The organism is Deefgea tanakiae (assembly GCF_019665765.1).
Taxonomy (GTDB): domain Bacteria; phylum Pseudomonadota; class Gammaproteobacteria; order Burkholderiales; family Chitinibacteraceae; genus Deefgea; species Deefgea tanakiae.
In genome coordinates this window covers 2,393,356-2,408,382 of sequence record NZ_CP081150.1, presented here as the reverse complement: position 1 = coordinate 2,408,382, position 15,027 = coordinate 2,393,356, and the positions used below count along the sequence as shown (strand labels likewise).

Genomic DNA, 15,027 nt, shown 5'->3' with positions numbered 1-15,027 from the left:
TTGTAGTAAAACTACGCTTAATTTCCGTGCATTTTTGCTGGGGTATCGCCCCCAGATTATTTGGAGTTTCGTATGACATTGCATCCACGTCTGGCTGAAGTAACACAACGTGTTATTGAGCGCAGTAAAGATTCACGCGGTCGTTATTTGGCGCGTTTGGAAGAAGCAGCAAAAAAAGAGCCTGTTCGTAAAGGTTTGGCCTGTACCAATCAGGCGCATGCTTGGGCAGCAATGCCGACGACCGATAAAATCATGTTGCGCGAAATGAAATCAGCCAATATCGCGATTGTGTCGTCATACAATGAAATGCTATCGGCACACCAACCTTTTGAGACGTTCCCAGCCATTATTAAAAGAGCCGCCCATGAAGTCGGTGCCACTGCGCAGTTCGCTGGCGGTGTGCCTGCAATGTGCGATGGTGTGACCCAAGGTCAGGCTGGCATGGAATTGTCTTTGTTTAGCCGTGATGTGATTGCGATGTCAACTGCGGTGGCTTTATCGCACAATATGTTCGATGCAACGCTGTGTTTAGGTGTTTGTGACAAGATCGTTCCTGGTCTTTTGATTGGCGCTTTGCAATTTGGCCACTTGCCAACAATTTTTGTACCTGCTGGTCCGATGACCACCGGCATTTCTAATAAAGAAAAAAATGTAACGCGCCAATTGTTTGCCGAGGGCAAAGTAGGTCGCGATGCCTTGTTGGCATCAGAAGAGGGCTCTTATCACGGTCCAGGTACTTGTACTTTCTTTGGTACTGCCAATTCAAATCAAATGCTGATGGAAATCATGGGTCTGCATTTGCCAGGCGCCGCATTTGTTAATCCAGGTACGCCATTGCGTGATGCACTGACAGTGGCTGCGACCAAGCGCGCAGCTCAAATCACCTCTTTGGGTAATGAATTTATTCCAGTAGGTAAAGTGATCGATGAAAAAGCGATTATCAACGGCATCATCGGTTTGCTCGCTACTGGCGGTTCAACTAATCACACGATTCACTTGATCGCAATTGCACGCGCCGCTGGCGTAATTATTGATTGGTCAGACTTTAGTGATTTGTCTGCAGTGATTCCATTGTTGGCCAAAGTCTATCCAAACGGCGCTGCGGATGTGAATCACTTCCATGCAGCGGGCGGCATGGGCTACGTGATTCGTGAATTGCTGGATGCGGGTCTATTGCATAACGATGTATGGACTGCTGCAGGGTTTGGTTTACGTCATTATGCGCAAGAACCATTCTTGGATAATGGTGCTGTGGTTTGGCGTGATGCGCCAACGGTTGCGGGTGACACAACAGTATTGAGTACCGTTGCAAAACCATTCCAAGCTGATGGTGGCACCAAATTGCTGCAAGGTAATTTGGGTCGTGCGGTGATTAAAACTTCGGCCGTCGCGCCTGAGTTCCGTGTCGTGAATGCCCCAGCGATTGTGTTTGATGATCAAGAAGATGTGATTGCAGCGTTTAAACGCGGCGAACTTGAGCGAGACTTTATCGCCGTGGTGCGTTTCCAAGGCCCGCGTGCTAACGGCATGCCAGAGTTACATAAACTCACGCCGCCATTGGGCGTATTGCAAGATCGCGGCTTCAAAGTTGCGCTGGTTACCGATGGCCGTATGTCGGGCGCGTCGGGTAAAGTGCCTGCAGCAATTCATATTACGCCTGAAGTTGTATCGGGCGGTGCCTTGGGTAAAGTTCGCACTGGCGATATGATTTTGCTGAACGCAGAGACAGGTGAGCTGGTCGCGCAAGTAGATGAAGCAGTTTGGGCTGCTCGTGAAGTGGTGACGGCTGATATGTCTAAAAATGGTTTTGGCATGGGGCGCGAATTGTTTACTACATTCCGTCAAAATGCGACCGGCGCCGAAGAAGGCGCTGTGAGTATGGGTTTGGCACATTGATTTAAGGGTATGGCCACCTAGCTATTTAATAACAATGGCTAGGTGGCTATACCTAATTTTTTTTACTGGGTCATTTATTTGAGTGGCTTATTTTTATAACGAAAATGGAAGAGTTGAACATGCAAATTCGCGACATTATGCGCTCTTGCTCGGTGATGCCAGTTTTGGTCATTGAAAAAGTGGAACACGCTGTGCCTTTGGCGCAAGCTTTGGTAGAAGGTGGTATCCGAGTATTGGAAGTGACTTTGCGCACTGAAGCTGCCTTAGCTGCAGTTAAAGCCATTGCTGATAATGTGCCAGGCGCGATCGTTGGTGTCGGTACCGTGGTTCGTCCAGAGCAATTCCAACAAGCGAAAGATGCTGGTGCGGTATTTGCAGTTACTCCTGGCTTGACCCCAAAACTCGCTGCAGCTGCGCGTGAATGTGGTATTCAATTGCTGCCAGGCGTGATGACGCCATCAGAAGCGATTGCGGCATTGGAAGAAGGCTTTGATGCAATGAAGTTGTTCCCTGCAGAGCAAGCTGGTAGCTTGGCCATGCTGAAAGCGCTTGGCGGCCCATTGCCACAAATTTTATTCTGCCCAACGGGTGGCGTGAGCTTGGAGTCGGCGCCAAAATTGTTGGCATTGCCAAACGTGGGCTGTGTTGGTGGCTCTTGGTTAGCGCCAAAAGAGATGGTTGCCGCTGGCGATTGGGCTGGTATCACCGCTTTAGCACGTGAAGCTGCTGCATTGCGTCCATAACATTGTCAGGTCGCCGTGGGTCATTGACCGCCGGCGATGTTGGGCTTGCTGTCTATGGTGAGCCCGTATAGATTGTTACGGCAATTGTAATTAATACCTGTTTGTCTTGCTCTTGATAGAATTTTTGCGCGGTGTTTGTCGTGGCGCAAAGGCAAGAGTGCGCTACATAGTGCATGCTTAACCGTCCCGATTTATTCGATTTTCCCATTCTCTGGAGATGATTCATGACTATTAAAGTTGGTATCAATGGTTTTGGCCGTATTGGCCGCATGGTATTCCGCGCTGCTGTTTATAACTTTGCTGATGATGTTGAAATCGTTGGTATCAATGATTTGCTTGAGCCTGAATACCTCGCGTACATGCTAAAACATGATTCAGTACACGGTAAATTCAAAGGTGAAGTTGCGGTTGTTGACGGCCATTTGGTTGTGAATGGCAAAACGATCCGCCTTAGTGCCGTTAAAAACCCTGCAGAATTAAAGTGGGATGAAGTGGGTGCTGATGTCATCGTTGAAGCAACTGGCTTGTTCTTGACGAAAGAAACGTGCGAAGCGCATTTGGCTGCTGGTGCGAAGAAAGTCATCATGTCTGCGCCGTCAAAAGACGACACGCCAATGTTTGTTTATGGCGTAAACAATGACACGTACGCGGGTCAAGCGATTATTTCTAATGCATCATGCACAACGAATTGCTTGGCGCCATTGGCTAAAGTGATCAATGATAACTTCGGTATCAAGCGTGGCTTGATGACGACTGTTCATGCTGCAACCGCAACGCAAAAAACGGTAGATGGTCCATCAAACAAAGATTGGCGCGGTGGTCGTGGTATTTTGGAAAACATCATTCCTTCATCAACGGGCGCAGCAAAAGCCGTTGGCGTGGTGATTCCAGAAATCAAAGGCAAACTCACTGGTATGGCATTCCGTGTGCCAACTTCTGATGTTTCCGTGGTTGACTTGACGGTTGAGCTAGAAAAAGAAGCAACTTATGAGCAAATCTGCGCGACATTGAAAGCGGCGTCTGAAGGCGCAATGAAGGGCGTTTTGGGCTACACCACCGAGAAAGTCGTTTCAACGGACTTCCGTGGCGAGTCTTGCACATCAGTGTTTGATGCAGGTGCCGGTATTGCTTTGGATGGGACTTTCGTTAAGTTGGTATCTTGGTACGATAACGAATGGGGCTATTCAAGCAAAGTACTGGAAATGGTTCGAGTAATGGCTGCTAAATAAAATTTAGTTGCGCAGTTTTTAATGGGAAGCCAGTCGAAATTTTCGACTGGCTTTTTTGTTGCTGATGTTACAACCGAACTAGATATGACGAGCAGGGTTTTAAGTTGCAAATGGGTGTAGTTTTACATTCTGATGAAGCGTCATTTTGCACAGAGCGCATCCTACTGAGTCTGGATAATGCGTCACATGCCCTAGGGTTCTTGGGTTTTCTCTGTTCAATCTGGAGTATTTAAATATGTTCAAACGTATCTTAATGGTTAGTTTACTTGCAACTGCTTTTGCCGCCCCTGCTATGGCAGAAGTGGCAATCAGCGGTTCTGCAGAAATGGATTTTTTCTACCGTACAAATCAAGCCTCTAACGGTGATGGCGCGTTTGGTCAAGAAATCGCGATCATTGTGAATATCGATGGTAAAGACAAACTCGATAGCGGTGATACGTTGAAATGGCGCTTGGCGCAGAAAGTCGCAACACCAAGTCGTTATGATTCTTTTGGTCAACGCGAAGCATGGATCGGTTATGAAGGCGGCTGGGGTGAGGCTCGTTTCGGTAACCAATTCTCGAATCAATATTTGACACTAGATTGGCCGTACGGTGCTCAGGGACAAGGTAACGTATGGGCTGACTTTGGTGCACATAACGTTCAATACGCAAATGCGGTTAGCTACTTCTCGCCAAACTTTGGTGGGTTCTCTTTCCAAGCTCAATATGATTTAGGGTCTGGTAATTCAGATGCTAATGCCTATGAAATCACAGCAAATTACGCCGTAGGTGGCTTGCGCTTGGATGCAGGCTACTCTGAGTCAAAAAATAGCGCAACCATGTCTTCTGAGGCATATGTATTTGGTGGTAGCGCATGGGGTACCTCAGGTGACTTCTCCGGCGGCACTAGCAATGTTGGCGATAATAAAGCACGTGCATATAACATTGGCGCAATCTACAGCTTCGATAATGGCTTTAATGTTGCGGCAAGTATGAAACGCAATGAATGGACTGGCGATGTTGATAATGCTATTCATGCAGGTACTGGTAAAACAACAGTAGACCAATACTTGGTTCGTGCTGGCTATACAACAGGTAAGCATAACTTCAATTTGGGTTACCAACGTGTTGCTGATAGTGAAACAGATGGCGTAACTGCAAATGATGGCATGGACGTGATCAACGCTCAATACAACTATGCATTGTCTAAAAATACCAGTGCATTTGTCCAGGCCCGTCACCATATGATGGACAATGCGAATAAGACTAGCGTGATGCACGGTGCATGGCAGTTGGACGGCGCGGCGAATGGTGGTAAAGATACTGCAACGCGCATCTTGGTGGGTACTTGGACGGGGTTCTAATCCTTTAGCTTTTTGTAAACAAAGGCTTTGTACTCAAACGGCACAGTGATGTGCCGTTTTTTGTTGCGCGTGAGATACAGTTTGTTGTGCGCAAGTGTCTTGCCTTTGCTTGAGTTACTAAAAGTGCGTATTCTCGAGTTTGTAAAGCAGTGGCGGCAATTGTTCAGGTTGTGGCCTGCTGTTACGGTGGTTTTAACTTAACTCTCGTATCTTTGGAGAATAATAAATGTTCAAGCGCGTTCTATTGGCTGCAGCTGTAGCTGCTGCTGTATCTGCTCCAGCTTTTGCTGAAGTTTCAATCAACGGTTCAGTTGAGATGGACTTGTTTTACCGTACAAACAACACCACTGATGGTGGCGGTAAAATGTTGCAAGAAATTGCAATCGTTGTAAACGTTGATGGTAAAGACAAACTAGACAACGGCAGCACTTTGTCTTGGCGTCTTGCTCAAAAAGTTGCAACTCCTGATCGTTTTGATGCGTTCGGTATCCGTGAAGCTTGGGTTGCTTACGGTGGCGACTGGGGTACTTTGAAGTTCGGTAACCAATGGTCTAACACTTACCTGATCCAAGACTGGCCATATGGCTCTAAAGGCTTCTCAGGCACTATGGGTGAAGTTCCTAATACTGGTTTCGGCCAAGGTATTAGCTACGCTTCTCCATCATTCGGTGGCTTCAACTTGACAGCTGCTTATGACTTCGGTGGCGGTAACAGCGATTCAGCTACTGCATACGAAGTAACATTGCAAGGCGCTATTGGTCCAGTTAATTTGGATATGGGCTACTTCGCAGTTGAAGATGGTATGCCACAAACAGCTGGCCGTGATTGGGCTGGTGGTCCAACTGCAGGCAAGCCAAATGGCGTTACTACAGATAAAGGTGCGAGCTACTCAAACTGGGTAGTTGGTGCTCGTGGTTCTATTGCTGATGTAGCGATCCGTGCTGCTGTACGTAATGTAACTACTGAAACAAACAAAGGTGTTGAAGCTGACCAAATGGGTTACTTGCTAAGCGGTACTTACGGCTTTGGCAAAAACGCTTTGAGCCTTGGTTACATGTTGCAAACTGCTAAGAAAGACGGCCAAGTACAAAACGACAACGACTTCGAAACTATTGGCTTCCAATGGGATTACTCTTTGTCTAAAAACACTGGCGCATTCTTGCAAATCCGTCACAACATGGTTGGCAACGACTGGGACAAAAATGCAGCTATCTGGCAAAATGCTGATGGTAAAGCGGGTAACCAAGACAATGCTACTCGTATCTTAGTAGGTACTTGGACTGGTTTCTAATCTAGTGATTTAATAATCATTAGTTAGATGAAAAAGGCAGCTTTGGCTGCCTTTTTTGCGTGAGTTTGAAAATTTTTAAATATGATTTGTGGTAAAAAAAGCGCATTTTTAAAAGACAATTTGGGTTTTGTCATCTCTTTGAAATGTCTAAGTGTTAATATTGCCACATGTAAAATAATAGTCTGTTAATTTTACTGAACAGATTATTTATTTCGCTACAAACTATATTTTAATTTTTTTAAGAGTTTAAATTCATGTACAAAATTCTAGCTTTGTCAGTTGCTGCAGCAATGACATCATCATTTGTTAACGCTGAAGTCACTATCAGCGGTAGCGTTCGCACTGCATTTGAATACATTAGTCCAGACCAAGTTGGCGTGAAAGCTGGTGCGACTGGCGTAAAATCTGGGACTAACCAGTTCAATATTGCAGACCAAGGTTCTCGTATCCGTGTGGCAGGCAAAGACAAACTAGATTTTGGTGGCGAGTTGGTTTGGGTGTTAGAAAATCGTTTTTATGTTGGTGATCCTTACGCTAAAGCAAGCAGCGCTGTTTGGGGCTCACGCGACACTTATGTTGGCTACAAAGGTGACTTCGGTTTTGCTCGCTTTGGTAAAATGGATAATGCATATAAGAATATTTATAAGAATATGTCACCGACTCTTGATGGTAATATAAACGACTCGTCAAGCTATATGGGCTCTTCACAAATGCTCCGTCGTTTGGGTAATCGTGATGCATCAGTGATTTACTATGAAACCCCTAATTTTAGTGGTTTTAATGCGCATGGTTCTTATACTATTGGCGAAAAAACAGATAAGTTTGATGCTTCAACCTACCAGATTGGTGGCTCTTGGAGTGACAAAATGTTTAACATTGGTGCCGTATATTCGATGTCAATGGACCAATCATCTGATTATAAGTCATCAAAAATCACGCTTAAAGGTACAAGCGATGGTTCAAGTGTAAGTGGCTTTATGGTTGGCGCTAATGCCAAATATATGGACTTTGGTCTAGGTCTTACATATGAAAATGTAACACGTGATGATGGAAAAAAAGCACGTGATCAAGATTCATATGCAATTGCTGCATCATATAAGTTCGATAAATTCAATTTCCTAGCAACTTACGTTACAGTTAATGATGTGGATACGTTAGCTGATTCTGGTGGCGAGCAAATTTCTTTTGGCGCAACCTACAATTTGTCTAAGAAATCACGTATTTATGCGACTTACACAATGCTGGATAATGACAAAAACGCAAGCTTTGTTACAGAGTCGGGCTTTAGTGTAAATAATGGTCAAAGTGCAGATATATTGTCAGTCGGTGTGCGTACTGATTTCTAATTTGTTCCGTAACGAATTAACCGCTTGAACTTAATACGCCCAATCAATGGATTGGGCGTTTTTTTATTAAAGATAATTATTTAAACAACACCGACTAAATTCAATTGTTTCAGTCGCGGTTAAACCGATTCGTTCTGAATTGCTAATTCGCCAAGTGTCTGCAGCCTTTCCGTGAATATAAACACCGCAACAGCATGCTTCAATAAGACTCAATCCTTGCGCCCATAAAGCAAGAATAATACCGCCTAATACATCGCCTTGTCCTGCACTGCTAAGCGCAGAATTGCCAGTATTATTCTGAAAAAGCTTAGAGTTATTACCTAGAACTAAAGTGTCGTGTCCTTTAAGAATGACTCCGCATTGAAATATACTTTGTAGCTTCATTATTGCTACTGGTCTATTTTTTTGAATATCTGAAGTATCGCATTGCAGTAGCCTTGCTGCTTCCATAGGGTGTGGAGTAATGATAGTTTCGGCTTGGCGATGTTTGAGTAATAATTGGAGTTTGAGACTTTTGCTTATTAGATTCAAACCATCTGCGTCAATAATTAAAGGTTTGTTTGTGCGTAAGCACATTTCAAGCAGGGTGTTTGCTTTTTTAGATTGCCCCAGGCCAGGCCCGAGTAGGATATGAGTTAGCGAGGTATTCTTAATGAGTCGCTTCGATTTGTAAACCATGAGTTCGGGCTGTTCTGGGTCGACTTGAAAATTGTCGTTGAGTAACCCAATGCTGACTTTTCCTGTGCCATGTTTTAGTGCTGCACGTCCAGCGAGCAGGGCAGCACCAATCATGCTATTAGCGCCACCAATGACCGCAACATTTCCATATAGGCCTTTATGACTATCTACTTGGCGTATAAGTGATCGCAGCGCAATAGCTGGATCAGGAACTGGGTAGGTTTTAATCATTCTAGTGTTAAGCGTTTTCGTTCAATTTGATTAATATAGCGTTGCAATAAAGTTTGTCCAGTGCCCGAAAGATTTAAAAAGCGGCACCCACTTCGTAAGGTGCGAATGCCATTTCTAAGGATTTGTTCGTTGCTAGTGCACACTTCAATATCTGCTGTAATTACACCCATTTGTGGGAGTTCGATGCGGCAGTTTTTTAAAGTATTGCCAACTTCTAGCGAAATATCTGGAAAGTAGCCGAGTAAACCAACACCGCCTAGACTAATATCTGCAATTGATATTTCAGCTTGCTCATTACCTATTGGAATTAGGCAAGATAACGGGGTCGATAAAGGTACAGAAAGCCGGTAGTAGTCTCGACGCTGTAATCGTAAAATCTGTGAAGGGATGGCGCTTTGGAACGCTGGTTGATTATTAAACTCTACTTGTTGAAGGTTTGTTAATTCAAATTGATAATGAACACTATTAAGGTGAGAGACGCAGCAGATTTTATTTGATGTGACTATTTGCTGATTAAGTTCTGAATCAGGGCCGTAATCGAAAATTAAATTTTCCAAGTTAACATCTAATATAGCACTCAAAACAAATAACTGGCGATGTTTATCCGAATATAAACATACTAATTCAGGTTTTCTAGCCAATGATTTGAGCGTGAAATCAATCTGGTTCGGATCGCTGACTAGATAAGGAGTAGGATCTTTTAACTGGATTGGGGTGAGCAATTGTTTTTCGGCCATAAAAATTTCCTGCACATCTAATCTGCTGCAATACAATCGGTTTGCATATTACGTGCAATTAATTGTTTGAGCTGTTCGTAATTGGCACGATCTACTTTTTTAGTGGTTTGATGTCGGGCCGTGCTTGGTAGTACTTGTAAGTGTACTTGAGTGCTATCAAACCAAAAAGCAATTGCAGGTGAATCAGTTTGGCGATACTGGGTTTTTCTTTCTTTACAATTGTAATCAATCTGCTGGTTGAGTAAGAAAATCTCAATAGCTTTTGGGTCATCAGAAAAAATAAGTAGATTAATGTCAGAGTGTTTGCTTGCGCTGCCTTTGAGGACAGAGCCAACTAGAAAAGGCTGAAATTGTTTAAAAAAATCGAGTAGTGCTAATGATTTTTGGCGTAAATTGAGCAGATCCAAGTCATAGTTTGGACTAAATAATTGGCGATAATCGGCGATTGCTGCTTCAATCTCTGCTGCACTGGGTGGCGCTTCTTTTTTTGAAAAACCTAATTCTAATATCGCTTGCTGGCTGGCAAGTTTAGGGTCGCTTTGTTGATGGTTGCAGATTAGTTGTGCAGCACGTTGCGCGATTCGTGCTGCATTTGTTTGCGTCGCCATTAATGTTCTTCTCATCTTTGCTTAATATAAATTAGCCAGTCAATTGTAGATCTTAATCTAGCACTTGCACTGAATGATGCGGAACTAAAAAATACATGGTGGGTATGTGCTCGGAGCTTATTTCTAATTAAACTTTCGAGAATATACCTTGCACTAAAATAGTTGCTCCTTAATTTCCTCTATAGGTGCAGCATCGGAGTCCCCGCCGCCACTTAAACCTAGTTGTGGATTGGTAGACTGGAATTCTTGATAAAAATATTCCGTAATTGGCCCGCGCTCAGTTTCGGTTGTTTTCGCGATAACACCTTCAGGAACTTCCCAAGGTGATTCTGGCATATTATTGAGTGCCTTGTTCATAAAGTTGACCCAAATCGGAAGTGCTGCAGCGCCACCAGTTTCCCTTGCACCTAAACTTTTTGGCTGATCGAATCCAATCCAAGTAACAGCAACCAAATTGGGATGGAAGCCTGCAAACCAAGCATCAAATGCATCGTTAGTTGTGCCTGTTTTACCTGCTAAATCATTTCTTCCTAATGCTTTTGCTTTTGTCGCAGTACCCATACGAATAACATCGCCCATCATGGATGTCATAATAAAAGCATTTCTTGCATCAAGCGTTCTAGGCGCATTTTTGCCTGCAATTTCTGGCTGTGTTTTTGCAACTACCTTGCCGCGAGAATCTTCGATACGATCTACGTAATACGAACGTACACGATAACCCGTGTTTGCAAATACTGAATAGCCCTCAGCCATTTGTAATGGCGTTACACTCCCCGCACCGAGCGCCATGGTTAGGTAGGCAGGGTGTTGTTTTGTATCAAAACCAAATCGAGTGATGTGTTTTTGTGCGTAATCAGCGCCAATGGCTTGGAGAATTCGAACAGAAACTAAGTTTTTTGAAAAAGTAAGTGCTCGTCGCACAGACGTCATTCCAGAAAAACTGCCGTCGTAATTTTTTGGCTCCCAGCGCTGCCCATTCATCTCAATGACTAGTGGCGCATCATTAATCATAGTAGCGGGTGTGATGCCGCGCTCTAGGCCTGCAGAGTATACGAATGGTTTAAATGTAGAGCCGGGTTGACGCCACGCTTGGGTGACATGGTTAAAGTTACTATTGTTGAAGTCAAAGCCCCCAACAAGGGCACGAATTGCGCCGTTATTTGGATCCATGGCGACTATTGCGCCCTCTACCTTAGGGACTTGGGAGATAACCCATCCTTTTTCAGTGGCAATCACGCGAATAATTGCTCCTGGCCTGATTCGAATTGCCGGTGGATTTTTTTCAGATAATGAGCCTCTTGCAAAACGTAGACCGTCACCTTGAATATTGATCTTTTCTCCCCCGTGCAAATAAGCAGTGACAAGGTTGGTATTGCTACTTAATACAATCGCAGGCCTAAGATCATCTGCTTCTTTTATATTGCTGAGTGCTTCATCGAGCGGTTCTTCTTGTTGCGCATTGAGTAAGGCTGCATCAATAAAGCCTTCTGGTCCATTGTAACCATGGCGGCTGTCGTAATTAAGGATGCCAGATCTTAGTGCGGTATAGGCATCTTGCTGAGCCTGACTGTTAATTGTGGTATAGACCTTGAAGCCTTGAGTATATGTGGCGTCTTGATACTTCTTAACCATCATTTGCCGAACCATTTCTGCTACGTATTCGGCATGAATAGGGTACTGTTGATTACTACGTTTGTAGGTTAGATTTGCTTCTAAAGCCGCCTTATATTCTGCTTCGTTAATAAAACTTAATTCAGTCATCCTGCGCAAAACATACTTTTGCCTCAATGTGGCCCGTTTAGGATTCACAATAGGGTTGTAGGCTGAAGGTGCTTTGGGAAGGCCAGCCAGCATTGCATACTCAGCAATACTTAGATCTTTAAGTTCTTTTCCGAAGTAAATTTGGGCTGCGGAAGAGAAACCGTACGCGCGTTGGCCCAGATAAATTTGGTTCAGATACAGTTCTAGAATTTGATCTTTCGATAAATTGTGTTCAATTTTAAACGACAAAAGGGCTTCGTTAAATTTTCGACTGTAGGTTTTTTCATTTGAAAGATAGAAATTTTTGGCCACTTGCATCGTGATTGTACTTGCTCCTGATTGTGAGCGACCAGAAATTAAATTGCCGCCAATCGCACGAAGTACGCCAATATAGTCAATGCCACCATGCTGGTAAAAACGCTCATCTTCAGCCGCAAGCAGGGCTTTAATCATGAGTGGAGGGACTTGGTTAATTGGCGTGAACGCGCGCTTTTCCTCGCCAAACTCGCCAATTAGTACGTTATCTTCGCTGAAAATACGTAGCGGTATTTTGGGTTTGTAGTCAGTCAGCGCGTTTAATGATGGTAGTTTGGGGTAGGTCACTATAATCGCGAGCGCGGCGATGCTTACAGCCATAAAAGCCAAGCCGAGTATTGCAATGAGTACCGTAAAAAATAGTTTTTTTGCCATGTCAGCAGGGTCGATTGTTTGATGTTATTGTAATTTACGGGTTTTATTTAGATGTTGCAAAAAAAGAGATTGAGATCTAGCTTACTTTACAGGAGTAAGTGTCGGCTGATAGGATTTTTTACCAACTAGAATAGGGAATATTGCGTTGAACCTCGATTTTCTAAAACCGAAAGCCCCACCACTAATCGGTGTGGACATCAGCTCGTCGGCCGTGAAAATGGTGGAGCTGAGCCAAGCAGGGCGCAATTTTAGCCTTGAACGATACGTAATTGAGCCACTCCCTAAAGATGCGGTCACCGATAATAATATCGTAAATTCCGAAGCCGTAGCTCTTGCCATACGAAATGCGTGGCGACGCATGGGGACGAAGGTAAAAAATGTTGCAGCTGCTCTGCCAGCATCCGCTGTGATTACCAAAAAAATTCTTGTGCCAGCTGGAATGAGCGAGCGAGAGCTGGAAAGTCAAGTTGAAACTGAGGCAAATCAATACATTCCTTTTTCCTTAGATGAAGTCAATTTAGATTTTCAAGTTTTAGGATTTGCAATTAACAATCCTGAAGAAGAAGATGTGCTTATTGCTGCTGCAAAAAAAGATAAAGTTGACGAGCGAGTTGCTGCAATTGAAGAGGCAGGCCTGAAAGCTGTCGTATTGGATGTTGAGTCTTATGCAACTCAAGCGGCTTTTGAACTAATGCGTCCACAACTTCCTAACGGGGGTGAAAATCAAATTGTTGCGGTGGTAGACATTGGTTCAACAGCAATGCATATGAATATTTTTAAAGATGGACAGTCAATTTACAGCCGAGATCAAGGTTATGCTGGGAATCAATTGACCCAAGAAATACAAAGAAAATTTAATATGTCAGCCGAAGAGGCTGAACAAGCAAAACGCCAAGGCGGCTTGCCTGACAATTACGAACCAGATGTTTTGCAGCCATTTATGGACACAATGGCTCTGGAAATATCTCGTTCCTTGCAATTTTTCTATACATCAAGTAATTACAATTCAGTGGATCACATTTTGCTCGCTGGCGGTTGCAGTGTCATTCATGGTTTGGATGAGGCAGTGTCGAGTCGTACTCAAGTAGCGAGTACGATGAGAGCAAATCCTTTTTTTAGCATGTCCACTGGGAAAGTTAAAGGTAAGCAAATTCAATTAGATGCACCTTCACTGTTAATTGCATGTGGATTGGCTATGCGGAGGTTTGACCCAGTATGATTAGAATTAACTTACTTCCGCATCGTGAGCAAAAAAGAATTGCAAGGCAACGTCGCTATGTCTCGATGTTGATCGTATCTTTTCTTGCCGCCGCCGGTGTCGTTTTGGCTGGGTACATGGTACTTTCAGCAAAAATTGATACTCAGGCTGACAGAAATCAGTTTTTAACTGAGGAAAATGCCAAGTTAGATCGTGAGATCGCCGAAATTGACAAGCTAAAGGCTGAAAAACAAGCGTTACTTGATCGTAAAAAAATTGTTGAGCGTTTACAGTCAAATCGAACAGAAACGGTTCATTTACTTGATCAATTAACTCGGCAGGTCCCTGAGGGCGTTTATTTGAAAGATGTTAAACAAACTAACGATCAGTTAGTACTGATTGGCTATGCTCAATCTAACGCTCGTGTGTCTACCTTAATGCGAAATTTGAATGATTCTCCTACATTTGAGCAACCGCTGTTGATTGAAGCTAAATCAGCAACAGTAGGGAATCAGCGTCTATCTGAGTTCACTTTAAATGTGAAATTGACTCGTGTAGATGAGGCAACAGAAGCAACTGCAAGCGCAGTTAAACGGGGTCAATCATGACAATGGATGACTTAAGGAACTTAGACCCAAAAGATGCTGGGAATTGGCCTGCACAGGTTCAGATTTCATCTTTTGTTTTGGTTTTGGTTTTAGTGATTGCAGGTGGATACTTCTATTTGTGGAGTTCACAAATGGAAGAGTTGACAGCTGCAAAAGCAACTGAAGAACAGTTAAAAATTGACTATCTTGATAAAAAGAAACGGGCCATTAATTTGGCAGAGTACAAACAGCAGTTGTTAGAAATCCAGCAGTCATTTGGTGCCTTGCTAAAACAATTACCTAATCGCTCTGAGATGGAGACGCTGCTGACCGAGATTAATCAGGCCGGTGTTGGTCGTGGTTTATTGTTTGAGTTATTTAAGCCTGGTGTTGAGGTTAAGACTGCGGAGTTTGTTGAGGGCCCTATTGCCATCAAAGTCACCGGCTCTTACCATGACTTAGCTGCCTTTGTAAGTGACATTGCTCAGTTGTCTCGGATTGTTATATTGACTGATGTAAAGCTAATAGGCGCTAAGGATCAGCTATTAACAATGGAAGCAACCATCAAAACATATCGTGCATTAGATGAAGCAGAGATACAGGCAATTCAGCAAGCTGAAGCTGAAGCTCGTAAGAAGAAAAAATAAAGGTCTATCGGAGAATAAATTGTGAAAAGATGGCTCCTTT

General features: G+C 43.7%; 13 protein-coding genes. 9 read left to right on the top strand and 4 right to left on the bottom strand.

Features of this window, described 5'->3' with window-relative positions; all coding sequences use genetic code 11:
- Positions 1-72: 72 nt before the first annotated feature.
- The 6 genes from edd (at position 73) to K4H28_RS11140 (ending at position 7,850) form a co-directional block, all read left to right on the top strand.
- A complete protein-coding gene (gene edd, locus K4H28_RS11165; RefSeq protein WP_221005276.1) occupies positions 73-1,896 on the top strand; it encodes a phosphogluconate dehydratase in 1,824 nt (607 codons plus the stop codon).
- A 119-nt stretch (positions 1,897-2,015) separates the two neighbouring features.
- Positions 2,016-2,639, top strand: a complete 624-nt coding sequence (gene eda / locus K4H28_RS11160) for a bifunctional 4-hydroxy-2-oxoglutarate aldolase/2-dehydro-3-deoxy-phosphogluconate aldolase (protein WP_373312745.1) — start codon at positions 2,016-2,018, stop codon at positions 2,637-2,639.
- A 224-nt stretch (positions 2,640-2,863) separates the two neighbouring features.
- The gene (gene gap, locus K4H28_RS11155; protein WP_221005274.1) at positions 2,864-3,868 is read left to right on the top strand and encodes a type I glyceraldehyde-3-phosphate dehydrogenase; all 1,005 of its coding nucleotides are present in this window, start codon (positions 2,864-2,866) and stop codon (positions 3,866-3,868) included.
- Positions 3,869-4,103: 235 nt separating this feature from the next.
- The gene (locus tag K4H28_RS11150; RefSeq protein WP_221005273.1) at positions 4,104-5,213 is read left to right on the top strand and encodes a porin; all 1,110 of its coding nucleotides are present in this window, start codon (positions 4,104-4,106) and stop codon (positions 5,211-5,213) included.
- A 244-nt stretch (positions 5,214-5,457) separates the two neighbouring features.
- Positions 5,458-6,504 (top strand): porin, encoded by a 1,047-nt coding sequence (locus K4H28_RS11145; protein ID WP_221005272.1) that lies wholly within the window; start codon positions 5,458-5,460, stop codon positions 6,502-6,504.
- A 254-nt stretch (positions 6,505-6,758) separates the two neighbouring features.
- Complete coding sequence (locus K4H28_RS11140; RefSeq protein WP_221005271.1) at positions 6,759-7,850, top strand: porin; 1,092 nt, start codon at positions 6,759-6,761, stop codon at positions 7,848-7,850.
- 66 nt (positions 7,851-7,916) lie between these two features.
- Here K4H28_RS11140 and K4H28_RS11135 read toward each other — a convergent pair whose 3' ends face one another.
- From K4H28_RS11135 to K4H28_RS11120, 4 genes are all read right to left on the bottom strand, one after another.
- Positions 7,917-8,759, bottom strand: coding sequence for an NAD(P)H-hydrate dehydratase (locus K4H28_RS11135; RefSeq protein WP_221005270.1), 843 nt, complete (start codon positions 8,757-8,759; stop codon positions 7,917-7,919).
- Positions 8,756-9,496: a flagellar brake protein gene (locus K4H28_RS11130; RefSeq protein ID WP_221005269.1), complete on the bottom strand. Its 741-nt coding sequence runs from the start codon at positions 9,494-9,496 to the stop codon at positions 8,756-8,758. The genes K4H28_RS11135 and K4H28_RS11130 overlap by 4 nt, the downstream gene beginning before the upstream one ends.
- Before the next feature lie 17 nt (positions 9,497-9,513).
- Entirely contained in the window at positions 9,514-10,104 is a 591-nt protein-coding gene (locus K4H28_RS11125; RefSeq protein ID WP_221005268.1) for a nucleotidyltransferase domain-containing protein, read from the bottom strand.
- A 153-nt stretch (positions 10,105-10,257) separates the two neighbouring features.
- Complete coding sequence (locus K4H28_RS11120) at positions 10,258-12,555, bottom strand: penicillin-binding protein 1A (protein ID WP_221005267.1); 2,298 nt, start codon at positions 12,553-12,555, stop codon at positions 10,258-10,260.
- 145 nt (positions 12,556-12,700) lie between these two features.
- Here K4H28_RS11120 and K4H28_RS11115 point away from each other — a divergent pair, with 145 nt between their 5' ends.
- From K4H28_RS11115 to K4H28_RS11105, 3 genes are read left to right on the top strand one after another with little or no spacing between them, the layout of a single operon-like run.
- Positions 12,701-13,774, top strand: coding sequence for a pilus assembly protein PilM (locus K4H28_RS11115; protein WP_221005266.1), 1,074 nt, complete (start codon positions 12,701-12,703; stop codon positions 13,772-13,774).
- Positions 13,771-14,361 (top strand): PilN domain-containing protein, encoded by a 591-nt coding sequence (locus K4H28_RS11110; protein WP_221005265.1) that lies wholly within the window; start codon positions 13,771-13,773, stop codon positions 14,359-14,361. The genes K4H28_RS11115 and K4H28_RS11110 overlap by 4 nt, the downstream gene beginning before the upstream one ends.
- Positions 14,358-14,987 (top strand): type IV pilus inner membrane component PilO, encoded by a 630-nt coding sequence (locus K4H28_RS11105; RefSeq protein ID WP_221005264.1) that lies wholly within the window; start codon positions 14,358-14,360, stop codon positions 14,985-14,987. The genes K4H28_RS11110 and K4H28_RS11105 overlap by 4 nt, the downstream gene beginning before the upstream one ends.
- Positions 14,988-15,027 lie beyond the last annotated feature (40 nt).

Coding starts and splice junctions, on each gene's coding strand:
- K4H28_RS11140 (WP_221005271.1), top strand. CDS start 6,759: ATGTACAAAATTCTAGCTTTGTCAGTTGCTGCAGCAATGACATCATCA.
- K4H28_RS11105 (WP_221005264.1), top strand. CDS start 14,358: ATGACAATGGATGACTTAAGGAACTTAGACCCAAAAGATGCTGGGAAT.
- K4H28_RS11125 (WP_221005268.1), bottom strand. CDS start 10,104: ATGGCGACGCAAACAAATGCAGCACGAATCGCGCAACGTGCTGCACAA.
- edd (WP_221005276.1), top strand. CDS start 73: ATGACATTGCATCCACGTCTGGCTGAAGTAACACAACGTGTTATTGAG.
- K4H28_RS11135 (WP_221005270.1), bottom strand. CDS start 8,759: ATGATTAAAACCTACCCAGTTCCTGATCCAGCTATTGCGCTGCGATCA.
- K4H28_RS11110 (WP_221005265.1), top strand. CDS start 13,771: ATGATTAGAATTAACTTACTTCCGCATCGTGAGCAAAAAAGAATTGCA.
- gap (WP_221005274.1), top strand. CDS start 2,864: ATGACTATTAAAGTTGGTATCAATGGTTTTGGCCGTATTGGCCGCATG.
- K4H28_RS11130 (WP_221005269.1), bottom strand. CDS start 9,496: ATGGCCGAAAAACAATTGCTCACCCCAATCCAGTTAAAAGATCCTACT.
- eda (WP_373312745.1), top strand. CDS start 2,016: ATGCAAATTCGCGACATTATGCGCTCTTGCTCGGTGATGCCAGTTTTG.
- K4H28_RS11150 (WP_221005273.1), top strand. CDS start 4,104: ATGTTCAAACGTATCTTAATGGTTAGTTTACTTGCAACTGCTTTTGCC.
- K4H28_RS11120 (WP_221005267.1), bottom strand. CDS start 12,555: ATGGCAAAAAAACTATTTTTTACGGTACTCATTGCAATACTCGGCTTG.